Source organism: Burkholderia sp. HI2500 (assembly GCF_002223055.1).
Lineage (GTDB): Bacteria > Pseudomonadota > Gammaproteobacteria > Burkholderiales > Burkholderiaceae > Burkholderia.
The window spans coordinates 1,468,432-1,492,398 of the sequence record NZ_NKFL01000006.1 but is presented as its reverse complement, the minus strand read 5'-3'; the positions used below and the strand labels follow the sequence as shown (position 1 = coordinate 1,492,398).

The window sequence follows — 23,967 nt, the reverse complement described above, 5'->3', positions numbered from 1 at the left end:
GCTAGAACGGCAGGTTGACCGACATGAAGCCGGTTTCGGAGCGTTCGCGCTGGCCGTCGTACGCGTGGCTGCTGACCTCCACGCCGTAACTCAGCGTGATGTCGTGCTTGAAGGTCCACGCGTGCTCGAGGCGCGCGCTCCACAGGGCGCTGGTGCCGAAGCCGCGCTCGTTGTACATGCCGCCGGACACCGAGACGCGCTGCTGCAGCCCCATGTCGCCCTTCTTCCACAGCGTCAACTGGTGCATGACGGTTGCCGCGGCCGCGTAGTCGCGACCCGGGCTGAAGTAGGGCGCGTCCTTTCGCGTGTTGCTGCTGGTGCCGAGATCCAGCGATACGTTGACCTGCTGGGTGGCGGTCGTGTACACGCGCTGCGTGGCGGTCGCCGAGATCTCCTGGTGGAAGTTCGAATCGCTGTAGCGGCTCACGCCGTAGCTCAGCTTGACCTCGCGACGGTCGTTCTGGCGATACACCACCGACACGTTCGCCGAGCGGCCCCAGATGTGCGCGGCGTACGCCTTCCACGGCAGAGAGTTGTCGTTGGAGTCGAGCCCGCCGCTGACCGTCCAGTAGTCGTTCAGCGCGTACGCGATCGATCCGCGGCCGCCCGTGCGTCCGTCCCCGCCGAGCGAGCGCGTGACTTCGCCCAGCACGGTGAGCGGCCCGTGCCGGTAGTCGCCGCCGATGCCCGTGCGCGTGCGGCTGACGCTGCCGCCGTCGGTTTGCGCATGGCCGTAGAACGTGTGCGCGAAGACCCGCCAGTTGTCGCCGAACGGTTGCGAATAGAGGTAGCTGTCCGACGTGAAACTGTTGTCGGCCAGTGCGCTGTTGCCGTGCTCGAAGCTCAGGTCGGTGGTGAACACCGGGCTGCGGTACGCGTTGTAGTCGCGCTTGAAGCCCCGCACGGCGCCGCTGTCCGGGAACGTGTTGTCCAGCGTCTGGTCGACGTACTTCGCGGTCGCGTAGTCGTCGGCCGTGAGCGATGCGCGACCGAGGCCCGCGAGCATCTCGACGCTGTCGGGGTGGTCGGTCAGCGACGCGCGATACATCGCGATCGCCTGGCGCGGATGCGCCTGGCCGGACACCGCGTCGGCATGCGCGGCGCGCACCTCCGCGTTGAACGGCACCTCCTTCTCGAGCTCTTCGAGTGCGGCGATCCCTTCATCGGGGTGACCCGTGAAGATCAGGTATTGCGCACGCAGCCGGTAGTAGCGCAGATAGTCGCTTTCTCCGGGACCGACGTTGGTCACCTGCTTGGCCGGCGGAAGCGTCGCGCCCATGTCGTCGAGCGCCTGCTTTGCGTCCGCAGCGCGTCCCTGGTCGACGTACGACCAGAACAGCCCTTCGCGCAGTTCGATCGGACGCGTGCGCTCGCCGTACTGGAAGCCGCGGGTCGCGCGATCCGTCGGTGACGCGGTCGCCTGCTTCAGTGCGCGCTGGTACACGGCATTCGCCTTGACCGGTTCGCTCAGGTACAGGTAGGCGTCGCCCACGGCTGCCAGCGCGTCGATCGAGATTTCCGCGTTGGACGGAATCGTCTCGAACGTCGCGACGGCCTGCTTCATGTCGCCGCGTGCCGCAAGGGCGATCGTCCGGTCGCCCGCGAGCGCAGTCCTGACCGGCGTGTACTCGGGCGTGGCCGGTATCCGCTTGTCGAGGTCGTCTGCCGCGCGCAGCGCGTTGTCGATCCCGTCGAAGCGGTCGGGGCTCGTCATCGAGCGCGACTTGTCGCGGCCGCCGCGCACCTGCTGGCGAATCGACAGTTCTTCCAGTTGCGCGATGTCGACGGCGGAGAACGCATCGGGGCGGGCCTTCGCTTCGTCGAGCGCCTTGACCGCGCCGCCGCTCGCCGCGAGGCCGAACACGTCGTTGCGCACGGTCTCGACGTCGGCGGTACGCAGATTCGGCGCCTGGGCATTCGGTGTTTCGACGTCCGGGCCCTGCGATCGCTGTGTCGGCTCGCCGGGCAGCTGGGCGCCGGGCGTTTGCGAGTTCGGCGCCGGGGACGACGGCGGCGGCGAGCCCGGCATCTGGGGAACGGGCGCGGGCGAATTCGGCATCGGGGTGCCGGAGACCTGCGCGGTTTGCGTCGGCGCAAGCGGCGGCATGGCGGGTGCGGGTCGTTCGATCTTCGGCGGGGTGTCCGAAGGCGGCGCGACCGGCGCCGGCGAAGGGGATGCGGACGCGTCGGACGCCGTCGAGGCGGCAGGCGTCGGTGCTTCGGGCGGGCGGGCGTTCTCGGCCTGCGCAAGCAGCATCGGCGCGGTCGATGTCTGCGCGACCGGTGCTGGCGTGTTCACCGTCTCCGGCGAACGTGCACCCGGCGCGGCGGCGCTCGATGGCGGCGCCTCCGGTTCCACCACGACCGTGGTCGGCAGGGTCGGCTGCTGCGGGGTCGATGCCTGCGCGATCTGCATCGACGCATCCGACGCCCGCGCGATCGGCGTCGGCTCATGAGGGGGCGGGGCCACCTCGGCCTGGGCAATCTGGATCGACACGACCATCGGCTGCCCACCGCGCGGCACCGCGTCCGGGGCGCCGTGGGTCCCGGCGAATTCGTTGACGCGGCCCGTTTCCGGATCGCCGTCGGCGGAGAAGCAGGGGCCGGACGCGACGAGCAGCAACACCAGCGGCGCATGCAGGAGGAGCCGTCGGTTGGACGGAGCGACGGTGGTGCATTGTTGTTTCCGATTGTTGTCCACGAGGTGTCCTCCTATTGACACGATCACGTCGGTTGTCCGTGTGACGACGCACGTCGCCGCACGTCGCGCGGCCGGGCTGCGAGTGCCCGGCGATGCGGACCCGACTTACAGCCGGTTGCGGATCGCCTGACCGAGCAATGCACGCGATTCGCTGTTCTTGGGGTCGATCGCGAGTGCCCGGCTCGCGTTTTGTTCCACGCAGTCCCATTCGTCGATCACCGCGCACGAGCGCGCCTTCGCCAGCGCACGCGCGCTTTCCAGCTCCGCGTGCGTGATGCTGGCCGTCTGCATGCGCATGGTGTCGCTGCCGTCCGGCCGGGGCTTGGGCGCGAAGTCCATGCGCCTGCTCGTGCCGGCCAGCGCTTCGGCACGCTGCGCACGGTGCGCGGCGCCGTGCCGCGTGGCGGCGCGACCGTTGGCCGATGCCGCATGCGTACCGGCCGCGAGCGTCACGGGCGGCGCATGCGCCGACTGCCGCTGTTTCACGACGGCTTGGGGGGCGGGCTGCCGCGCGGCTTTCGGTTCGACCGCGAGCGAGACGGGCGGCACGGTGGATACCTCGGGCGCGGCCGACGTCGACGCAACCTGCGACGGCGGCGCGGGCGGCGAGGCCGGCGTGCGTGTCGAGGCTGCCCCGGGCTCGGCCGATGTTCCGGACGTGCCCGTTGCGGGTGCGTGCGAGGCAAGGGCCATGATCGCGTTGCGGGTTTTCCCGACGGCGGTTCCGATCGCGCCGGAGATGTCGTGCGTCACGCTCGCATGGCCGACCGTCGTGTCCCGTTCGGCGTACGCGAAGAGGCCGAAGATCGCGGCGAATGCGGCGAAGCTGAGCGCCGCGTTCTTTCCAGGACCCCAGGAGGGTTTCGGCTGGTGGGCGGGCGAGCCGTCCTGTCGTTCTGCACGAGTCATTCATGTCTCCTCGATTCGATACGTTGTGGTGTAAGACGTGATGCGGTTCGCTCAGGTGGCGCTCACCATTTCAACTGCGTGGTCAGCGCACCCGTTTCGACGATCGCGAACTGGGTCGCGCCCTGATAGGTTCCTTCGACCCGGTAGCTCGCATCGGGCACGCTGAACAGGCAACGCGACCCCGATGCATTGAATTCGACGAGCACGCGGCCATGTCGCCGCAGGCGCACCTGGACGTTGGCGAGCGGCTGCCCCGTCTTGGCTGAAGCAAACGACACGCCCAGGTTGTACGGCCGTCCGTCGGGCGGTAGCGGTGCCGTACCGTCGATCCGCGCATCGCCGCAGATATACGAAATGACGTAGCGATCCGCACCCGGGCCGGATGCAGGGGCGGGCGCGGACGCGGACGGCTGGGACGCGAGCGTCTGGGCCATCGCATTCATGCTGAGCGCGCAGATGAAGACGCTCAGCAAAGGGCGAGCATGCTGTCGAAACGAGGAAGACATTGCAACCTCCCGTCCGGAATCAATGGCGAGCATTTATTCCGAGTCAGATTTGCCAACGTTCTTTTTGCGACACGCTATTGATACACGATGGACTTTGAACCAACAACCGCGTGTGGCCTGAATGGGACGACGTTAAATATCCTATTTAAATAGGATTGCGACGGATTCGTATGATTCCATTAACTATGAAGAAAGTCGATATTGCCGAATATGAATATTGCTAGTCGGTAGCGATGATCCGCCACGCATTGAATCACGTCGGACGTATCGCCATTCGTGCCGAAAAATAACGACTGATAAAAGGAATTTTTGCGGCTGTGTTCCGGAAAAATTGAAATCGATCCAGATACAGGTCGCACGATATGAAATGCGGGGGAGGCGTTGTTGGTATTTTAGATTGTTACAGGTAAATCGAAACTTTTAATTTGTTCTGTAACAGGGTATTTCTGTCCTGATAATCAGACGGAAAATGCCGATGTGCAATGCCGGACGTAAAAAGTTCATCCACGGGATGCAAACGATTGCGAATCATCTGATATCGATTACGCGTCCGGCACGGTCATTTTTCAGGCTAAAGCGGGATCGTTGCTTGCTACCGGAAAGCGGGGCGTGTAATCCGGGAAGCGACGCGGCGCGAATGGATGCGCACACCGGATTGTCGCCAACCGTGCTTGCGTTCGCGTCGTCCGCGGGAACGACGCGAACGCGACGATCAGCGGCTGCCGCCCGCGCTGCGCCGGGCGATGCGCATCGCCGGTGCGGCCGCGGGTTCGGCCGCGCCGGCTGCACCGTCGACCGCCGTGCGCGGCCGGTTCATGATGTAGGTCCACAGTTGCTCGGCCGCGAGCCCGCGCTTGCGGGCCGATCGGTACAGGCGGATTTCGAGCTCGGTGATCCAGTCGCCGGAACCTGCGCACACGAGCGTGCCTTCCGCGAGTTCCTTCGCGACGCAGCTTTCCGGCAGCCAGCCGATCCCGTGCCCGGCCACGACCATGCCCTTCAGGGCCTCGGACATGTGCGTCTCGAAGCAGCGGTGCAGCATGTACGGCTCGGTGGCATTCAGCAGCAGCATCTCGACGATGTTGCCGAGAAACGCGCCCGACGAATACGCGAGCAGCGGCAGCGGTGCATCGGGGGTGCCCGGCAACTGGAACACGGGCTTGCCGCGCGCATCGGGTGTCGACACGGGCAGGATCCGCTCGACGCCGAGGCTGACGAACGGGAAGTGATTCGGGTCGAGCACGATCGGCAGCTGCGGATGGTGATAGCCGAGCAGCAGGTCGCATTCCCCTTCGACGAGCTGCTGCACGCCTTCCGGCACGTTCACCGCGTTGACGCGTGCGGTGACGTGGCCGACCTCGCCGTTGAGCTGCTTGAGCCATTCGGGAAACAGCGTGAAGACGAGCGTGTGGGCCACCGCGAAACGCACGACCTGGTCGCTGGCCGCGAACTGGTCGTAGCCGTTCACGAGATTGCGCGCCGCATACATGCTGCGCAGGATGTCCGCGGCGAGCCCGCGGAACATCTGGCCGGCTGGCGTGAGCGTGATCGGGTTGATGCTCCGATCCACCAGCTTCGCGTCCATCCAGGTTTCGAGTGCCGCTATTCGTCTGCTGAATGCCGATTGCGTGAGGTGCCGGTTACGCGCGGCCCGGGAAAAGCTCTTGGTATCCGCAAGGCTCAGGAAATCTTCCAGCCACTTTGCTTCCATTTCGATCTTCGCTTTTTATAGTCGGGCGCCTGAAAGGCGGCGGCACCGTTTGCTGCACGAACGTTCTAGCGTACCGCGCCTCGCGCCGCTCGACCCGATGTTTTTTTTCGATGGGTGTCAGTCGAAATATGCATGGGCGTTGTCGGCGGGATTACGGCTGCATAGCGTTGAGGTGCCGGACCCGGCTTAACCGGACAGTTCATCGCGTCGAACTGCCGGTGCGGCCGCAGACGGTACTTCCCCCAGGGCCGGTTGCGCCGTGCGCGTGCCGGCCCGCCTTCCCGTTCTTTCGTTCCGGTGGTCCGATGCGCGGGCGGGCCGTTTTTTTGTGCAGTGCAGATTGCACATTCGTGACACGCGGGGGAACTATGTTCGAAAGACGCGGCGCAGCATGAACCGTGCGCGCCGGCGACGCACCGTCGTCGCCCGTCGCGTCGGGCGCTGCACCGTGATGGTGCGCAATGCCGCGCGGGCGTGCCCGGCGCGGCGCAAAAACGGGGGGATATCGAGGGGATCGCGCAAGGCACGTTCCTTGCAAAGCATTCATTACGCCGGTCCGGCATGCGCAATGCCGGGGAAAACGATCGATGGAGAAAAGATCGATGAAGCCATTCGATGAAATGCTGCAATCCGGCGACATGGTAAGGGCGCCCTACGCGCGCCTGAAGCAGTGGCTCGACACGCAGAATCCCGCGAGCCTCGCCCAGAAGGCCTACGACGCGGAAGGCGTGTTCCGCAAGACGGGCATCACGTTCGCCGTCTACGGCGACGCGGAGGCCGCCGAGCGGCTGATTCCGTTCGACATCGTCCCGCGCATCATCTCGGGCGCCGAATGGAGCCGGCTGTCGCTCGGCATCGAGCAGCGCGTGATGGCGCTCAACGCGTTCCTCGACGACATCTACCACCGCCAGGAAATCGTGCGCGCGGGCATCGTGCCGAAGCACCTGATCGCGCACAACGAAGCGTTCATCCCGGAAATGATCGATTTCCGGCCGCCCGGCAACGTTTACACGCACATCATCGGCGTGGACATCGTGCGCACCGGCGAGAACGAATTCTATGTGCTGGAGGACAACGCGCGCACGCCGTCCGGCGTGTCGTACATGCTGGAAAACCGCGAGACGATGATGCAGCTCTTCCCGGAGCTGTTCCAGCAGGTGAAGGTGCGCCCGGTCGAGACTTATCCGCAGATGCTGCGCCAGTCGCTCGCGGCCGTGTGCCCGCCGGGCGGCAACGCCGACAACCCGACCGTCGCCGTGCTCACGCCCGGCATCCACAATTCCGCGTACTACGAACATTCGTTCCTCGCCGACCAGATGGGCGTGCATCTCGTCGAGGGCAGCGACCTGCAGGTGATCGACGGCCGCGTCGCGATGCGCACGACCGAAGGCTTCCAGCCGATCGACGTGCTGTATCGCCGCGTCGACGACGCGTTCCTCGATCCGCTCACGTTCCGCCCCGATTCGGTGCTCGGCGTCGCGGGGATCATGGACGTGTACCGCGCGGGCAACATCACGATCGCGAACGCGCCCGGCACCGGCATCGCCGACGACAAGGCGATCTACTCGTACATGCCGGAGATCGTCGAGTTCTACACGGGCCGCAAGGCGCTGCTGGAGAACGTGCCGACCTGGCGCTGCGGCGAGGCCGACAGCCTGAAATACGTGCTCGACCATCTCGACGAACTGGTCGTGAAGGAAGTGCACGGCTCGGGCGGCTACGGGATGCTGGTCGGGCCGTGCGCGTCGAAAGCCGAGCTCGAAGCCTTTGCCGCGAAGCTGCGCGCGCGCCCCGCGAACTACATCGCGCAGCCGACGCTCGCGCTGTCCACGACGCCGATCCTGACCGAAGCCGGCCTCGCGCCGCGCCACGTCGACCTGCGGCCGTTCGTGCTGGTGTCGGATCGCATCCGCATCACGCCGGGTGGGCTGACGCGCGTCGCGCTGAAGGAGGGATCGCTCGTCGTCAACTCGAGCCAGGGCGGCGGCACCAAGGACACCTGGGTGCTGGCCGACTGAGCCGGACGCGACCGCGCGCCCCGCGACCGGGGCGCCAACCGAACGAAGACGGAGTGGACACGAGATGCTTCTGGGACGTACTGCAAGCGGTCTCTACTGGATGTACCGCTATATCGAGCGCGCGGAGAACATCGCGCGCATCGTCGATGCCGGGCTGCGGATGGCGCTCACGCGCACGTCCGACGCGCCGGCCGAATGGTCGTCGGTGCTCGTCAGCTCGGGCACGGACGACGGCTACCGGCAGAAATACGACGCGTATGCGGCCGATACCGTGACCGACTACCTGCTGCGCGACCGCGACAACCCGTCGAGCGTGCTGTCGTGCATCGACGCCGCGCGCTCGAACGCGCGGATGGTGCGCACGGCGCTCACCCGCGAGGCATGGGAGAGCGTGAACGGCGCGTGGCTCGCGTTGCGCCGCGCGCTCGCGCAGCCGGTGCCGGAGAGCGAACTGCCGGCCGTGCTCGACCAGGTGAAGCGCGAAACCGCGCTGATCCTCGGCAGTTTCTACAGCACGATGCTGCGCAACGAGATCTTCGATTTCGCGCAGATCGGCGCGTTCGTCGAGCGCGCCGACAACACCGCGCGGATCATCGACGTGAAATACCACCTGCTGCTGCCGTCGGTGTCGCACGTCGGCACGATCCTCGACAACTACCAGTGGGAGACGATCCTGCGCTGCGTCGCCGCGCACCGTTCGTACCGCTGGGTGTACGACGTGCAGTACAAGCCGATGAACATCGCCGACTACCTGATCCTGAACGGCCGCATGCCGCGTTCGCTGCGTTATTGCTACGGGCGCGTCGTGTCGAGCCTGAACCTGCTCGCAAAGGATTACGGTGTGACACACCCGTGTCACGACACGGCCACGAAGATCCTGCAAATGCTGTCCGACACCTCGGTCGAGCGGATCTTCAAGAGTGGCCTGCACGAGTTCCTGACCGACTTCATCGGCCGCAACAACAGCCTCGGGCTCGAAATCGCCCAGGCTTACAACTTCGACTGAGACTTGCCATGCGACTCGCCATCCGACACATCTCGCGTTATCAGTTCGACGATCAAGCCACCCATGCGCTGCAACGGCTGCGGCTGCGCCCGCAGTCGGGCCCCGGGCAGACGGTGCGCGCGTGGCAGGTCACGATCGACGGCGTCGAGCCGTCGCTGTCCTATGCCGACGGGCTCGGCAACCGGATCGACCTCGTGCGGCACGACCGCGGCGCGAAGGCCGAGATCGTCGTCATCGCGGCCGGCGTCGTCGAGACGCAGGACCGCGCGGGCATACTCGGTCATCCTGAAGGCTATGCGCCGCCGTGGATCTTCGAGCGCGAAACGGCGCTGACGAAGGCCGGCGACACCGTGCGTGCGCTGGCGCAAGCGCTGCCGATCGAGCCGCACAGCCTCGACGCGCTGCACTGGCTGATGACGGAAGTGCACGACCGCATCGCGTATGCACCGAACCTGGCCGCCGACGCCCCCGTCGACGCGGAAACCGCGCTGCAAAGCGGCGAGGGCACGAGCCGCGACCATGCGCATGCGTTCATCGCGGCCGCGCGCGTGCTGAAGATTCCCGCGCGCTATATCTCGGGCTACGTGCTGGCGGACAGCGCGATGCAACGCATCGCCGACGCGAAGCAGAACGCGGGCGACGTCGAGCAGGAAGAAGCGCTCGCGCTGCAGAGCGGCGAGGGCATGCAGCAGGTGCTCGGCGCGTCGCATGCGGCGCAGTCGCAGTCACAGTCCCAGTCGCAATCGCAGTCGCAGTCGCAGGGAATGCCGCAGCCGGCGCACGGCGCGCAGTCGCAGGCGGCCGGGCTGACGCAGCAGCCGGCCGGCCATGCGTGGGCCGAGGCGTATGTGGAAGGGCTCGGCTGGGTCGGGTTCGATCCGTTCATGAATCGCTGCCCGGACGAGCGCTACGTGCGCATCGCGGTCGGCCTCGACTATCGCGACGCGCAGCCGGTGACGGGGCTCGGCGCGACGGCCGTCGGTGTCGAGATCAGCGTCGTGCAGACGCCCGAGCTCGTCTGACCTCGCGCACGTTTTCGCCGAATCCGCCAGGCCGGGGTGCCGCGTCGCATCGAGCGCGACGCGGCGCGCGGCTGGCCCAACCCGAACCGAGCTCCCATGTCCATCCACGTCGCGCTGCATCACACCACCCGCTATCGCTACGACCGGCTCGTCAACCTCGGCCCGCAGGTCGTGCGCCTGCGGCCCGCGCCGCACTGCCGGACGCCGATCCTCGCGTATTCGATGACGGTCGAGCCCGCGCAGCACTTCATCAACTGGCAGCAGGACCCGTTCTCGAACTATCTCGCGCGGCTCGTGTTTCCGGAGCGCACCGAGCACTTCGAGATCACGATCGATCTCGTCGCCGAGATGTCGGTGTACAACCCGTTCGACTTCTTCCTCGAAGCCAGCGCGGAGCAGTACCCGTTCAGCTATGACGACGCGCTGAAGACCGAGCTCGCGCCGTATCTCGTGTGCGATCCGCAGACGAGCGCGTCGCCGCTGTTCCGCGCGTATCTCGACGGCGTCGACCGCACGCCGGCCGGCACCGTGAACTTCCTCGTCGCGCTGAACCAGCAACTGCAGCACGACATCGGCTATCTCGTGCGGATGGAGCCGGGCGTGCAGACGCCCGAGCAGACGCTCGAACTGGCCTCGGGCTCGTGCCGCGACAGCGCGTGGCTGCTCGTGCAGCTGTGCCGTCATCTCGGCATCGCCGCGCGCTTCGTGTCGGGCTACCTGATCCAGCTGACGCCCGATGTGAAATCGCTCGACGGCCCGAGCGGCACGTCGGTCGACTTCACCGACCTGCATGCGTGGTGCGAGGTGTACCTGCCGGGTGCCGGCTGGATCGGCTTCGACCCGACCTCGGGTCTCCTCGCCGGCGAGGGCCACATTCCGCTGGCCTGCACGCCGCAGCCGACCAGCGCCGCGCCGGTCGAGGGGCTGATCGACGAGTGCGAGGTGTCGTTCGAGCACGAGATGACCGTGACGCGCGTGTACGAATCGCCGCGCGTGACGAAGCCGTACACGGAATCGCAGTGGGACGGCGTGCTCGCGCTCGGCACACAGGTGGACGGCGCGCTCGCGGCCGGCGACGTGCGGCTCACGCAGGGCGGCGAGCCGACCTTCGTGTCGATCGACGATCGCGACGGCGCCGAGTGGAACACCGACGCGCTCGGCCCGACCAAGCGCGGCTATGCAACCGAACTCGTGCAGCGGCTGCGCGCGGAATACGGCGACGGCGGCTTCCTGCATTTCGGGCAGGGCAAGTGGTACCCGGGCGAGCAACTGCCGCGCTGGGCGCTGTCGATCTTCTGGCGCGCGGACGGCCAGCCCGTATGGCACGATCCGTCGCTGTTCGCCGACGAGCGCGAGCCGTCCGCGTATACGACCGACGACGCGAAGCGCTTCATCGACGCGCTCGCCGCGCGGCTGAACCTGACCGGCGAATTCATCCGGCCCGGCTACGAGGACGTCTGGTACTACCTGTGGCGCGAGCGCCGGCTGCCGGTCAACGTCGACCCGTTCGACTCGCGTCTCGACGACGAGCTCGAACGCGCGCGGCTGCGCAAGGTGTTCGAGCAGCAGCTCGACAGCGTGGTCGGCTACGTGCTGCCGGTCAAGCGTACGGAAGCTGCGCCCGGCCTCGACGGCCCGCGCTGGCAGACGGGCCCGTGGTTCTTCCGCGACGAGCGGATGTACCTGATGCCCGGCGATTCGCCGATGGGCTATCGGTTGCCGCTCGATTCGCTGCCGTGGGCGAGCCGCGCCGACTATCCGTACCTCGTCGAGCGCGACCCGTTCGCGCCGCGTGACGCGCTGCCGGATGCCGCTGCGATCCGCGCGCGCTACGCAGGGCCGGCCGATGCGCCGCGCTACCTGTCCGGCGTGCATCGCGAGGCATCCGCGCAGACCGTGATGCAGTGGCGCGACGACGGCACGGCCGGCAACGGCCGGCCGGCCGCGCGCGACCCGGGTCGCCAGCCCGAGCGCTTCGAATCGGCCGCGTGGATCACGCGCACCGCGCTGTGCGTCGAAGTGCGCAACGGCATCCTGTACCTGTTCATGCCGCCGCTGGCCGCGCTCGAGGATTATCTCGAGCTGCTCGGCGCGATCGAGCTGACCGCGCACGCGCTGGGCGTGAAGCTCGTCCTGGAAGGCTATCCGCCGCCGCGCGACGCGCGGCTGAAGCTGCTGCAGGTGACGCCCGATCCCGGCGTGATCGAGGTGAACATTCATCCGGCCAGCAACTTCGACGAACTCGTCGATCACACCGAATTCCTGTACGACGCCGCGTGGCAGTCGCGGCTGTGCAGCGAGAAGTTCATGGTCGACGGCCGCCACGTCGGCACGGGCGGCGGCAACCACTTCGTGCTCGGCGGCGCGACGCCGGCCGACAGCCCATTCCTGCGCCGCCCGGACCTGCTCGCGAGCCTGATCGCGTACTGGCACAACCATCCGTCGCTGTCCTACCTGTTCTCCGGGCTCTTCATCGGGCCGACGAGCCAGGCGCCGCGCGTCGACGAGGCGCGCAACGACCAGCTCTACGAGCTCGACATCGCGTTCGCCGAGATCCAGCGCAACAAGCTGCTGTTCGGGCAGGACATGCCGCCGTGGCTCGTCGACCGCGTGCTGCGCAACCTGCTGATCGACGTGACCGGCAACACGCACCGCAGCGAGTTCTGCATCGACAAGCTGTATTCGCCGGACTCGTCGACCGGCCGGCTCGGTCTGCTCGAACTGCGCGCGTTCGAGATGCCGCCGCATGCGCGGATGAGCATCGTGCAGCAATTGCTGCTGCGCGCGCTGGTCGCGCGTTTCTGGGCCGCGCCGTACACGACGCCGCTCACGCGCTGGGGCACCGCGCTGCATGACCGCTTCATGTTGCCCGCGTTTCTTCAGATGGATTTCGACGACGTGCTGACCGAACTGCGCGACGCCGGCTTCGCGTTCGATCCGGCGTGGTTTGCGCCGCACTTCGAATTCCGCTTCCCGCTGTTCGGCCAGATCGCGGTGAACGGCATGGAGCTGTCGCTGCGCGGCGCGCTGGAGCCGTGGCACGTGATGGGCGAGGAGGGCGCGCCCGGCGGCACGGTGCGCTACGTCGATTCGTCGGTCGAACGGCTCGAAGTGCGCGTAACGGGGCTGAACGACAACCGGCACGTCGTGACGGTCAACGGCCGCGCGCTGCCGCTGCAGCCGACCGGCACCGTCGGCGAATACGTCGCGGGCGTGCGCTACAAGGCGTGGTCGCCGCCGTCCGCGCTGCATCCGACCCTCGGCGTGCACGCGCCGCTCACGTTCGATATCGTCGATACGTGGCTGCAGCGCTCGCTCGGCGGTTGCCGCTATCACGTCGCGCATCCGGGCGGGCGCAACTACGCGACGTTCCCGGTCAATGCGTACGAAGCCGAGAGCCGCCGGCTTGCACGCTTCGTCGAGATGGGGCATACGCCGGGGCGGATGGATGTCGCGGCGGCCGCGCCGAGCCGCGAATTCCCGTTCACGCTCGACCTGCGGCGGCCGTGACCGGACGATGACGACGCGGATGACGATGCGCGGTTCGCGATACCCGGCGGTTTCGGTCGCTGGCGGCCCCGCCGGAATGCTAGGATGCGGGCAGATTGCGGCCGCGCGCCGCGCCCCGCCGCCCGGGTGGCGGCGCGCGTGCGCGGCCGCGCCCTGACGACGGAACGACATCGTGCCGCCCATTGACACCGATCATCTCGCCGCCCTCGACGCGATGCCCACGCTTTTCGATACCGGCGCGCAGCCGGATGCCGCGGAACTGGCCGCCGCGCTTGCGGCGCCGGCTGCCGCCGGCCGCTACGACGAACTGCGCGGCAGCGCGGCCGGCCTGAACGCGCCTGCGCTCGCGCCCGCGTGGCGCAGCTTCTTCACGTCGATCGGCAGCGACGGCGTGGCCGACCTCGATCGCCGCGCCGACGCGCTGCACCGGCGCATGCGCGAGAACGGCCTGTTCTATCAACTGCACGAGCAGCGCGCCGGCGACGGCGCGGCCGGCCCGTGGTCGCTCGACCTGCTGCCGCTGATCGTCACGCCCGAGGACTGGGTCGCGATCGAGCGCGGCGTGCTGCAGCGCGTGCGGCTGCTCAACGCGACACTGGCCGACCTGTACGGGCCGCAGACGATCCTCGAACGCGGGCTGCTGCCGCCCGCGCTCGTCACCGGGCATCCCGGCTACCTGCGCGCGATGCGCGGCGCGCGCGTGCCGGGCGATACCTGGCTGCACGTCGTCGCGTTCGACCTTGCGCGCGGCCCGGACGGGCAGTGGCGGATCGTCGCCCAGCACACGCAGGGCGCGGCCGGCCTCGGCTACCTCCTCGAAAACCGCCTGATCGTGTCGCGGCTCTTTCCGCGCGGGTTTCGCGGGCTGCGCGTGCAGCGGCTCGCGTCCGCGTACCGCGCGCTGTTGCAGAGCATGCAGGCGCTCAGCCCGGCTCGCAAGAATTCGCGGATCGTGCTGCTCACACCGGGGCCGCACAGCGCGACCTATTTCGAGCATGCGTATCTCGCGCGCTACCTCGGCCTCACGCTCGTCGAAGGCGGCGACCTGACCGCGCGCGACAACCGCGTGTTCCTGAAGACGCTGAGCGGGCTCGAGCCGGTGCACGGCATCCTGCGGCGCGTCGACGATGCATGGCTCGATCCGCTCGAACTGCGGACCGATTCGATGCTCGGCGTGCCGGGGTTGCTGCAGGCCGTGCGCGCGGGCAACGTGCTGCTCGCGAACGCGCCGGGCTCGGGCTTTCTCGAATCACCGGCGATGCTCGGCTTCATGCCGCGCCTGGCGGAAGGGCTGCTCGGCGAAACGCTGACGCTGCCGGCCGTGCATTCGTGGTGGTGCGGTGAAGCGGCCGCGTGCGACGACGCGCTGCCGCAGCTCGCGCGCGGCATCGTCAAGGCATCCTATCCACCGGACGTGCAGGAAGGCGGCGCATTCGAGCCGGTGATCGGCGCGCGGCTCACGCAGGCGCAGCTGGCCGAGTGGCGCGCGCGGATTCTCGCGCGGCCCGAGCACTACACGGTGCAGGCCGACCTGCCGCTGTCGCAGGCGCCGACCTGGCCGCGCCACGACGCACCCGACAGCAACGGCGGCGCGCGCATCGTGCCGAAGCCGGTGCTGCTGCGCGTGTTCGCACTTGCCGACGGTGCGCAGCGCTGGCGGCTCCTGCCCGGCGGGCTGTCGCGGGTCGGCACGCGCGACACGCTGTTCAACGCGCCGATGCCGCGCGGCGGCAGCACCGTCGATACGTGGGTGATGACCGAAGGCATCGTCGATTCGACGACGCTGCTGCAGACGCACCTCGGCCCCGACGATCTCGTCGAACGCCCGCGCGCGATCGCGAGTCGTGCGGCTGAAAACCTGTTCTGGCTCGGCCGTTATACCGAACGCGCAACCAACCTGATGCGCCTCGCGCGTGCCGCGCTCGAACGGCTGCGCGGCGAGGACGACGTCGACAGCCCCGCGCACCTGGAACTGCTCGACACGCTGTGCCGCGACACGGGCCTGATCGCGGCCGACGCGCCGAACGCCGTCGATGCGCCGCGCGCGTTCCAGCACGCGCTCGCGACGTCGCTGACGCGCGGCGCGGATCGCACGTCGGGCATTGCGTCCTGCCTGTTCGGCATGCGTGGCGCGGCCGCCGCGATCCGCGAGCGACTGTCGAGCGATCAGTGGCGGCTGATCGACGACGCGACTCAACTGTTCGCGGACAGCGCGGGCCTGCCGGAAGCCGAGGAGCAGATCGGCAACGAGGCGCTGCAGTTGCTGGAGCGCCTCGGCCTGCTGCTTGGCGCGATCACGGGCGCGCAGACCGACAACATGACGCGCGACGACGGCTGGCGCTTGCTGTCGATCGGCCGGCAGATCGACCGGCTGGACTTCCTGTGCAGCGTGCTGAAGGCGGCCTTCGACGAAGGCGCGGTGCACCGGCAGGACGGCTTCGAGCTCGTGCTGGAACTGTTCGACAGCACGATCACGTTCCGTTCGCGGTTCCAGCGCGGCTTCGACGTCGCGCCGCTGCTGTCGCTCGTCGTGCTCGATACCGACAATCCGCGCTCGCTCGGCTGGGTCGTGCAGGCGCTGCGCGGCCGGCTGACGAAGGTCGAGCGCAGCGAAGGCTACGCGCTGTCCGAGCTGGCCGAGACGATTCCCGACGTCCCCGCGTGGTTGCTGCACGAGCTGTGCGAGACCGCCGACGGCGGCCGGCACGACAAGCTGCTCGAAGCGCTCGACACCACGGTGAAGGCAGTATGGGAATTGTCGAACCGGATCGGCGAACGCTATTTCAGCCACGTGCGCGAGGCGGGCAGGACGTTATGGTGACGACGAAAGGCGCGGCGAAAGCGCCGCACGGTTCCGGCAATGCGCGGAACGCATCGGCACCGCCATCGGCGCCGGCCGCAAAGGCCGACGGTGCGCCCGGCCGGTTGCTGCGCGTCACGCACGACACCGAATACCGTTACGCGGCGCGCGTCGAATCGGCGCAGCACCAGGCACGCCTGCAGCCGCTCGTCACGCCGCGCCAGCAGGTGCTGTCGTTCGCGCTCGAAATCGACCCCGCGCCGGAATCGGTCGGGACCGAGATCGATGCATTCGGCAACGCGCGCGCGTCGTTTGCGTTGAACCAGCCGCACGATGCGCTGCTCGTGCGCAGTTGCAGCACGGTACGCGTGACGCCGCCGGTGTGGTCGCGCGGGGCGCGCGGCGAGCCGCCGCCCGCCATCGCGAAACCCGACGCGAAACAGGCGATGGCGTGGGAAGCAGTGCGCGACCGCTTGCGGTTCCGCGCAGGGCAGCCTTACGACGCGGCGAGCGAATTCGTGTTCACGTCGCCGCATGTCATGTGCGATCCCGAACTCGCCGCGTATGCGGCCGCGAGCTTCACGCCGCAACGGCCGCTCGTGCAGGCCGCGTGGGAACTGATGCGGCGCGTGCATGCCGATTTTGCGTATACGCCGAACAGCACCGACATCACGACGTCGGCGCTCGATGCGCTGCGCTTGCGCAAGGGTGTGTGCCAGGATTTCGCGCACGTGATGATCGGCGCGCTGCGCTCGCTCGGGCTGGCCGCGCGTTACGTGAGCGGCTACCTGCTCACGCAGCCGCCGCCCGGGCAGCCGAGGCTGATTGGTGCCGACGCATCGCATGCATGGGTCGAGGTGTATGACCCGGCATGGCCCGAGGATAACGGCTGGCTGCAGCTCGATCCGACCAACGATCGCGCGCCGGGCGACGACTACGTGATGCTGTCGATCGGCCGCGACTATGCGGACGTGACGCCGTTGCGCGGCGTGATTCGCGGCGGCGGCGCGGATCAGGAGCTGAAGGTCGGGGTGACGGTGGAGCCGCTCGATGTCGTTTGACGCGGGTTCGCCGATCGGAGCGGTCGGTTGTTGATCGCGTGTCTGCAGGCGCGTACGTTCGTGACGGCTGCGAACCGGACGGTCCATGCGCGCGGCTCGGAAGACACTTCGTACTCGACCGTGAGACATGACCGGAAAGTCACGTGTCATTCCGTTCGATTGAATCGGACGAGTTCAATTCTGTAGGAAAAGAGAAAACTGCACTTGTGCGCTGGTGCGCGGATTTCCGATGATCCGCATCTGCGTTCACGTCGCGTCAGCTTGAATGACTGGCGGCGGAACGGCAGAACAACACCAAACCGCGCGCAGGAGCCAGGGTGACCCAGCTTTATCCCGAACATCGATCGGCGACGGACGAACCCGTCGCACGGTTGATCGATGCCACCGAGTCGGACAGCACCGGAACGCCACGCAAGCCTCCACCGATCGTCGTCGGCCGAGGCGACGGGGTGTCGATGTGGACGAAAGACACTCGGCTGATCTGCATCAAGCAAATGCCGTTGCCCGGTATCGTCATCTTCGTCCATGGTGTGAATTCCGAAGGCGAATGGTTCGAAGCCGCCGAGCAGGGGCTGTGCGATGGCCTGAATCGCCGGCTCGGCCGGCTGGACGATCAATTGATGTATCACGGCATCGACGCCGGGCAATTGGTGCCGGCGAAGTACACGGAAAGCGTGACGCCGGACGGGTTTTTGAATCCGAAGCTGCTTGCGGACAACTACGTCAAGCCCGATCCGTCGTTTTCACCGGTCATTCATTTCCGGTGGGGCTATCGGGCGACAGCCGAGGAACTCAAAGAATACGGCGACAAGATCTTCCTGAACGAGAAGGACTACTGGGGCGGCGGCCCGTTCACGAACGGTTGCGCGAGCCTGCCCGATCTCTGGCACGGCGGCCTCGACGACCGCGCGGCCGGGTGGATAACCGTGCAGGGCATCAATCCGACCAATCGGCCGCTGTATCGCGCGCCGCCCCGCGCGTATGGCGTGCTCGCGGCGTTGCGCCTTGCGAGGTTGATCGAGTCGATCCGCCGCATGCAGGCCGACGTGCCGATTACCGTCGTGTGCCATAGCCAGGGCAACATCGTGGGCCTTGCCGCGGCTTTCTTCGGCGACGCACTACCCGATGTCGAAGATCCGTGGGGACGTAGCGGGCATTGCGTGGCCGACGCCTACGTGCTGGCGAATGCGCCGTACAGTCTTGCGCGCGCAGACGGCCCGAATCCATCCGATACGTTCATGGATACCTGGTCGCAACGCGCGACCAGGGACGGCAGCGGTCGTCGCGGGCGGCAGACCTACGCCGCGCGCACGAAAACGTTCGGCAAGTTTCTGTCGATCATCGGCACGCGGAAGGCCTATGAACTTCCCGCAGACAAGATCGATGAAGACATGGCGAACGAACGGGTATCGCCGACCAGCAAGCGGTCTTATGCCGCACACGAGGATCGGGTACGCCACGGCCTGAACGGATCGACGTATGGTCGCGTCACCGCGTATTGCTGTCCGCACGACCAGGTGATTTCGGCCGTCACGGTTCAAGGCATCGGCTGGCGCGGCATCGACGAGAACGAGCTGAACGATATCAGCGTCCCCGGCGTGCTGACGCAGCGCGTCTTTGCCTCCGGCTTCCACGTCGGCGTGCAGGAGAAATATCGGTATTGGGAGGATGACTGGCGGCATGGCAAAGAGGGAACGACGTCGGGATTCTGGTATCCGCCTTCACCGCCTGCCAAATTCAACCTCATCGGTGCACTCAAGGGAAACGAGTCCGTGTTCGGGATAGCGGCCACGCTTGCATCCGCGCCGATCATGTTTTTCGTGACCCAGATCAGCTCGACATTGAATATGTTCCGCGTGAACGCCAATCCGCCGGAGGGCTGGGCCGTGGTGGCGGACGCGCCGGCACTCGACGAACCGTTCCCGCCGAAGGCGTTGCGGTTCGGCAAGCGCATCGAAACGAAGGACGGCAATGCGACCAGCGACTTCAACGAAGGCAACGATCCGCCGGCCGCATGGCGCGACGCAAGCAAGAGCGAGGCAGACAAGCGCGCGGACGATCCCTACGATCAGTACGAGGCGAAGAACAATGACAGCGTCGCGCAAGGCACGGCAGAGAGCGAAGCCGGACAGCGTTACGAGGACCGCGCGTTGATGCGGATGGAGGCGCGGCGAACGCTGAATACGGAATGGCTCGATGGTGATGGCCACGTGATCGGCGAGGACGGCAAGAGCGAAATGCCGGAGGGCTACAAGGAATGGCGCGATAAACAGATTGTCGATTGGCTCGATCGTGGCTCGACCAACAGCCCGACGAACCATTCCACGACGATGACCAATCCGGAGCATGCGAAAAAGGCGCTTGCGTACGATGTGGCGATCGGGGTTTGCTATCTGACGCCGGATCAACTCTACGACTTGCGGGTCGAGGCGGATTGGCGGATGGGGGACGGCATCCCCAATGGCAATCCGAACAAGAAGTACTGCGACTATTTTGCGTCAGGAACGCTCGATAGAACGCCCCTCGATGAATGGGTACATGCCGAGAAAAGCGAAGCCAAGATTCCCTCCTCGATCGTGGACGAACGCGAAGGACAAGTCTATCTCAAGGTCGGGGGCGCGATTTGAAGATTCTGATTTCTACATGGCCTCGACGTGTCGCCGTTGCGGTCGCAGCGTGGACGATCGCAGCCGTACTGATGGCGCACGTTGAGCAACCCGACTCGACCCAATTCGAAATAGGAGATTGGATGAAGCGATTTGTAGTAGTGCCGAGTCTGATGGCGCTCGTGGCGTTTCTGTTCACGACGGCCATGGTCCGTTCGGTGTATTCCGCACCCGCCCCTGAGCCGATAGCGAACGCAGTTCCCGCAGTCGAAGAGCCGGCGAAGCCATTCATTGCGCAGGTCGTCGGCCTGATTTGGTTGAACCCGTTGCAACGCATGGACTACCCGACAGAATGGCAATTGCTGTGGACGCAAGGGCTTGCCGCGCCGAACAAAAGCGATGACATGGTTCGAACCGATCCTCAATCCTTTGCGACGCTTCAATCAATTGGCGCACTGGTGTACGGCAATCGCGGCGAGGAGACATTCAAGGGCTTCTATGCCAAGTACATTGATAAATTCATCCTGCTCATACGCACCCGTTATATCAGCAACGCAAAATATTTCTACACGGTGAAGCCCGAGAAGCAAAACGATTGGCGCGAACTCGCGGGTATCCGGGTCGAAATTGCCACTCCACTTCGCCTCGACGCGGCTTATGCCCGATCGCGCATGATCGATCGGATGATGAACTTCTTCGAGATCGGCCCGCCGTCACCCAAGACTTTGTGGAGTCGCGACACGCCTCCCGACGTACAAATCACGCAAGGCGGCCCGAATGCCGGCTTCACATCGCTGAACAACGCATTGGACTACTTGCAGGCGAACCCCGACAAGAGCGTCTGGGTGATGAACTGGGACGCACCCAACTTCCCGCCCACGGATGCACAGATCAACGAGAACCTTGTCGTGCTGTTCCTCGCCGGCCCAGCCTTCAACACGGAGCGTGAACCGCTCGCGTGGATCGGCAAGGCCGCGACCGGTAACACGCTCGATTTTCCGAAGAAAGTCGGCACGACGCGCACCGTGCAGGCGTGGAAAGCGACCATCGACCAATCGGCACGCAATGCCGGCGTCGCGGCCACGGACCTGAACTACATCGTTCACGACGCAGGTAAAGGCAGCGACGCATCGTCGGCCCGTCTTGCCGCGCTCGCGCAAACCTTGACCGAAACCCTTCCCGAATACGACCACCGCAAGCAGACGTTCAACACGGCCGCCGTACTCGGCGACATGGGAACAGGCAGCGCATTGACCGACGTCGCGCTCGCCATCGGCCGGATCAACCACTTCGGCGGCAATGCACTCGTCGCCGGCACGACCGATCCGGATCACCCGGTCGCAGTCGTTGTCCGGCCACCGTCGGAGCTCACGACGATCGATGCCGACAAGGACTGGTTTCGCGCACGCGGCGGCAACAATGCCTACCTGCCGTGGTGGGGACGCCGACACGACACGAATTACGGCATGCAGGGCTATTCGTGGTGAGCTTCGCTGGCGCGATGACCGGTCGGTTTGACACGTACGATGCGCGTCCGACCGGGGTGCGAGACCGTGCGAACGCTTTAAGTCTTCGTTAATTCTGCGCGCCTAGCATGGTGATGCCGGCGAACGGTTCGGATCCCGGTCCGACACGCCGGCGGCACGCGCCGGTGCGTCGACGTCACGGCGCCGCACCGTCGCGCAGCGCCATTCCCTTGCAACGGCGGCGCATCATGATCAAGAACTTCGACTACACGCTCGGCAGCGACACGATTGCGCTCTGCGCGAGCTTCGGCGCGGGGCCGGCATGGCGCCGTGTGCTCGTGAGCCGCGCGGATTCGATGGAAACGCTGGTGGTGCTCGACGCGCGCGGCCTGTCGGGCTTGCTGAAGGTGGCGACCGAAGCGCCGGAAGGATTGCTCGACGACGCGATCCGCAAGGTCGGCGACGAACAGCTCGTCGAGCGGGCGATCCGCGGCAAGGCGATCGTCGAAGCGGCGCTTTGACGGCACATGTGGCACACGAGCGGCGCGGCTGAACGGATCAAAGGAGTATGCTTCCGGTCCGACCGGCTTTTCGACGCTGCCCATGCTCACGACAGGCGCTGCCATTCCTGCTTCCCGCCGCTATACGACGATTCGCGTGATCGCGTATCACGGCACCCTGCAAAACTTGACATCGCTGCTGCAGTTCGTCCCGTTCGTGCTGTTCGTCCAGCACGAGCGATCGCTGAATGCGTTTTCGGCGTGGTCGTGGCAGTTCCGGGCGCTGCAGTGCGCACTGTTCGTGTCGGCGGTTGCGGGGCTGATCAGTCACGTTGCGCTTGCGTTGCGCCGCCGCTGGGGACGCACGCTGGCGCTAGCGACCTGGTGCGTATCGTGTGTCGTGTGGCTCCTGCTGTCGACGTGGGTCCCGGTGCTCGTCGGGTTGCCGTTCGGCATCATCGGCTTTGCGCTGATGTACAACAGGCTCAGCAGCGACTACCTGCACCTGCCGCAGGCCGCGTCGGGTTCGACGGTGCGGCATTTCGTGTCTTTCGGCCTGCTGGCCGTGGCGTCGGCCCTGTATTACTGGGCGATATCGTACGCGGCGGCGCATGCGGGCGCTTTCGCTTACCTCATTCCGAACATCCGGCCGAAGAATCTGCTGCAGGCGGCGGCAGTCGCGCTGGTCCTGGGCACGGCCATCGCGCCGCGCGGGCGGCGCATGTGGAGTTGCGGCATGTCGCTGATGACGGCTGCGATCGCGATGCTGGGCATGCTGACGGGCTATGTGTCGATCGCGACGCCGCTGGTTCGCCATATGCCGCAGGAGTATCAACGCACGGCCGTTGTCATTCCGTGGCAGCCGATCATGGTCTACGTGGTCGTGACGTTCTGCGTTGCGCTGGTGCTGATTCGCGTGACGAAGCCGCCCAGGCCCGGCGATTGGGAGCAGGGGGCGAATCCCGACGCGCCTGCGGATTCGGCGCGCCGGGAAACGACTTCCTGATATCGCGCGGCTAGCCCGCGAACCGGTCCGTCGCCGCGACCAGCGCTTCCAGAATCCCCGGCTCGTTGTAAGCATGCCCGGCGCCGGGCACGATCTCGAACGTTGCGTCAGGCCACGCCTTGGACAGCTCCCACGCGGTGCGTGCAGGCGTCGCGATGTCATAGCGGCCCTGCACGATCACGCCCGGAATGCCGGCGAGGCGATGCGCGTCGCGCAGCAACTGGCCTTCCTCCACGAAGCCCTGGTTCACGAAGTAGTGGTTCTCGATCCGCGCGAACGCGAGTGCGTAGTGACCGTCCGCGAAGTGCGCGGCGAGGGCGGGGTCGGGCAGCAGCGTGATCGTGCGGCCTTCCCAGATGCTCCACGCGCGCGCGGCTTCGAGCTTCGCGGCTTCGTCGTTGCCGGTCAGCCGGCGATGGTAGGCGGCCATCAGGTCGCCGCGCTCGGCTTCCGGGATCGGCGCAACGAAGTCTTCCCACAGATCAGGGAACAGCCACGATGCGCCTTCCTGGTAGTACCACAGCAATTCCGCGCGACGCATCGTGAAGATGCCGCGCACGACCAGCGCGCTCACGCGCTCGGGATGCGTTTCCGCGTAGGCAATCGACAGCGCGCTGCCCCACGAGCCGCCGAACACGAGCCACTTTTCCGTGCCCACCATCTCGCGCAGGCGTTCGATATCGGCGACCAGATGCCAGGTCGTGTTGTTCTCGAGGCTGGCGTGCGGTGTCGAGCGCCCGCAGCCGCGCTGGTCGAACAGCAGGATGTCGTAGCGCTCCGGATCGAACAGGCGGCGGTGGTCGGGGCTGCAGCCGGCGCCGGGGCCGCCGTGCAGGAACACGGCGGGCTTGCCGGCCGGGTTGCCGCAGCGCTCCCAGTAGATGCGGTGGCCGTCGCCGGTGTCGAGGTGGCCGTGGGCGTAAGGTTCGATCGGTGGGTACACAGGCAGGCTCCGGGTAAGGGGCGGCAGGAGGCGGACGACACGCGGGCCGGGGTGCGGGCGGGGGCTACGGATATTGCGCCGCCGCAAAAATCGTTGTGTCGGCATCGACCCGGCCGCCGCCGGACAAGGCTTGTCATTATGCCCATTCGCTGCCCCGGGTGTCGGCTCGTTGCGGTGTGCGCGGCCGCCGGGAGCGGCCCGG

At 66.7% G+C, this 23,967-nt stretch carries 15 protein-coding genes; 10 read left to right on the top strand and 5 right to left on the bottom strand.

Annotated elements, in window-relative coordinates:
• Position 1 precedes the first annotated feature (1 nt).
• The 4 genes from pgaA to CFB45_RS24395 all read right to left on the bottom strand — a co-directional run bounded on the left by pgaA (position 2) and on the right by CFB45_RS24395 (position 5,827).
• Positions 2–2,701 carry a poly-beta-1,6 N-acetyl-D-glucosamine export porin PgaA gene (gene pgaA / locus CFB45_RS24415; RefSeq protein WP_089427761.1) on the bottom strand — a complete coding sequence of 900 codons (2,700 nt, stop codon included), beginning with the start codon at positions 2,699–2,701 and terminating at the stop codon, positions 2–4.
• A 105-nt stretch (positions 2,702–2,806) separates the two neighbouring features.
• Entirely contained in the window at positions 2,807–3,610 is an 804-nt protein-coding gene (locus CFB45_RS24410; protein ID WP_089427760.1) for a hypothetical protein, read from the bottom strand.
• 62 nt (positions 3,611–3,672) lie between these two features.
• Entirely contained in the window at positions 3,673–4,116 is a 444-nt protein-coding gene (locus CFB45_RS24405; RefSeq protein WP_089427759.1) for a hypothetical protein, read from the bottom strand.
• A gap of 712 nt (positions 4,117–4,828) precedes the next feature.
• Entirely contained in the window at positions 4,829–5,827 is a 999-nt protein-coding gene (locus tag CFB45_RS24395; RefSeq protein WP_089427757.1) for a LysR substrate-binding domain-containing protein, read from the bottom strand.
• A 602-nt stretch (positions 5,828–6,429) separates the two neighbouring features.
• Between CFB45_RS24395 and CFB45_RS24385 the strand changes: the two genes are divergently transcribed.
• The 10 genes from CFB45_RS24385 to CFB45_RS24340 all read left to right on the top strand — a co-directional run bounded on the left by CFB45_RS24385 (position 6,430) and on the right by CFB45_RS24340 (position 22,822).
• The gene (locus CFB45_RS24385; protein WP_046547558.1) at positions 6,430–7,845 is read left to right on the top strand and encodes a circularly permuted type 2 ATP-grasp protein; all 1,416 of its coding nucleotides are present in this window, start codon (positions 6,430–6,432) and stop codon (positions 7,843–7,845) included.
• A 64-nt stretch (positions 7,846–7,909) separates the two neighbouring features.
• Complete coding sequence (locus CFB45_RS24380) at positions 7,910–8,851, top strand: alpha-E domain-containing protein (protein WP_089427755.1); 942 nt, start codon at positions 7,910–7,912, stop codon at positions 8,849–8,851.
• A gap of 8 nt (positions 8,852–8,859) precedes the next feature.
• Complete coding sequence (locus CFB45_RS24375; protein ID WP_089427754.1) at positions 8,860–9,873, top strand: transglutaminase family protein; 1,014 nt, start codon at positions 8,860–8,862, stop codon at positions 9,871–9,873.
• 96 nt (positions 9,874–9,969) lie between these two features.
• Positions 9,970–13,383, top strand: a complete 3,414-nt coding sequence (locus tag CFB45_RS24370) for a transglutaminase family protein (protein ID WP_089429126.1) — start codon at positions 9,970–9,972, stop codon at positions 13,381–13,383.
• 214 nt (positions 13,384–13,597) lie between these two features.
• Positions 13,598–16,204 carry a circularly permuted type 2 ATP-grasp protein gene (locus CFB45_RS24365; RefSeq protein ID WP_256978442.1) on the top strand — a complete coding sequence of 869 codons (2,607 nt, stop codon included), beginning with the start codon at positions 13,598–13,600 and terminating at the stop codon, positions 16,202–16,204.
• On the top strand, positions 16,198–17,244 hold the full coding sequence (locus tag CFB45_RS24360) for a transglutaminase family protein (protein ID WP_089427752.1): 1,047 nt from the start codon (positions 16,198–16,200) through the stop codon (positions 17,242–17,244). The genes CFB45_RS24365 and CFB45_RS24360 overlap by 7 nt, the downstream gene beginning before the upstream one ends.
• 455 nt (positions 17,245–17,699) lie before the next feature.
• On the top strand, positions 17,700–19,871 hold the full coding sequence (locus tag CFB45_RS24355; protein ID WP_089429125.1) for a T6SS effector phospholipase Tle3 domain-containing protein: 2,172 nt from the start codon (positions 17,700–17,702) through the stop codon (positions 19,869–19,871).
• A gap of 122 nt (positions 19,872–19,993) precedes the next feature.
• Positions 19,994–21,337 carry a virulence factor gene (locus CFB45_RS24350; RefSeq protein WP_089427751.1) on the top strand — a complete coding sequence of 448 codons (1,344 nt, stop codon included), beginning with the start codon at positions 19,994–19,996 and terminating at the stop codon, positions 21,335–21,337.
• A 227-nt stretch (positions 21,338–21,564) separates the two neighbouring features.
• The gene (locus tag CFB45_RS24345) at positions 21,565–21,837 is read left to right on the top strand and encodes a hypothetical protein (protein WP_089429124.1); all 273 of its coding nucleotides are present in this window, start codon (positions 21,565–21,567) and stop codon (positions 21,835–21,837) included.
• 82 nt (positions 21,838–21,919) lie between these two features.
• On the top strand, positions 21,920–22,822 hold the full coding sequence (locus CFB45_RS24340) for a hypothetical protein (RefSeq protein ID WP_256978337.1): 903 nt from the start codon (positions 21,920–21,922) through the stop codon (positions 22,820–22,822).
• A 10-nt stretch (positions 22,823–22,832) separates the two neighbouring features.
• Here CFB45_RS24340 and pip read toward each other — a convergent pair whose 3' ends face one another.
• Positions 22,833–23,765, bottom strand: coding sequence for a prolyl aminopeptidase (gene pip / locus CFB45_RS24335; RefSeq protein WP_089427750.1), 933 nt, complete (start codon positions 23,763–23,765; stop codon positions 22,833–22,835).
• Positions 23,766–23,967 lie beyond the last annotated feature (202 nt).

Excerpts from the sequence above, each read along its gene's own strand:
- CFB45_RS24410 (WP_089427760.1), bottom strand. The coding sequence starts at position 3,610 with ATGACTCGTGCAGAACGACAGGACGGCTCGCCCGCCCACCAGCCGAAA.
- CFB45_RS24405 (WP_089427759.1), bottom strand. The coding sequence starts at position 4,116 with ATGTCTTCCTCGTTTCGACAGCATGCTCGCCCTTTGCTGAGCGTCTTC.
- CFB45_RS24395 (WP_089427757.1), bottom strand. The coding sequence starts at position 5,827 with ATGGAAGCAAAGTGGCTGGAAGATTTCCTGAGCCTTGCGGATACCAAG.
- CFB45_RS24385 (WP_046547558.1), top strand. The coding sequence starts at position 6,430 with ATGAAGCCATTCGATGAAATGCTGCAATCCGGCGACATGGTAAGGGCG.
- CFB45_RS24380 (WP_089427755.1), top strand. The coding sequence starts at position 7,910 with ATGCTTCTGGGACGTACTGCAAGCGGTCTCTACTGGATGTACCGCTAT.
- CFB45_RS24375 (WP_089427754.1), top strand. The coding sequence starts at position 8,860 with ATGCGACTCGCCATCCGACACATCTCGCGTTATCAGTTCGACGATCAA.
- CFB45_RS24370 (WP_089429126.1), top strand. The coding sequence starts at position 9,970 with ATGTCCATCCACGTCGCGCTGCATCACACCACCCGCTATCGCTACGAC.
- CFB45_RS24365 (WP_256978442.1), top strand. The coding sequence starts at position 13,598 with ATGCCCACGCTTTTCGATACCGGCGCGCAGCCGGATGCCGCGGAACTG.
- CFB45_RS24360 (WP_089427752.1), top strand. The coding sequence starts at position 16,198 with ATGGTGACGACGAAAGGCGCGGCGAAAGCGCCGCACGGTTCCGGCAAT.
- CFB45_RS24355 (WP_089429125.1), top strand. The coding sequence starts at position 17,700 with ATGTGGACGAAAGACACTCGGCTGATCTGCATCAAGCAAATGCCGTTG.
- CFB45_RS24350 (WP_089427751.1), top strand. The coding sequence starts at position 19,994 with ATGAAGCGATTTGTAGTAGTGCCGAGTCTGATGGCGCTCGTGGCGTTT.
- CFB45_RS24345 (WP_089429124.1), top strand. The coding sequence starts at position 21,565 with ATGATCAAGAACTTCGACTACACGCTCGGCAGCGACACGATTGCGCTC.
- CFB45_RS24340 (WP_256978337.1), top strand. The coding sequence starts at position 21,920 with ATGCTCACGACAGGCGCTGCCATTCCTGCTTCCCGCCGCTATACGACG.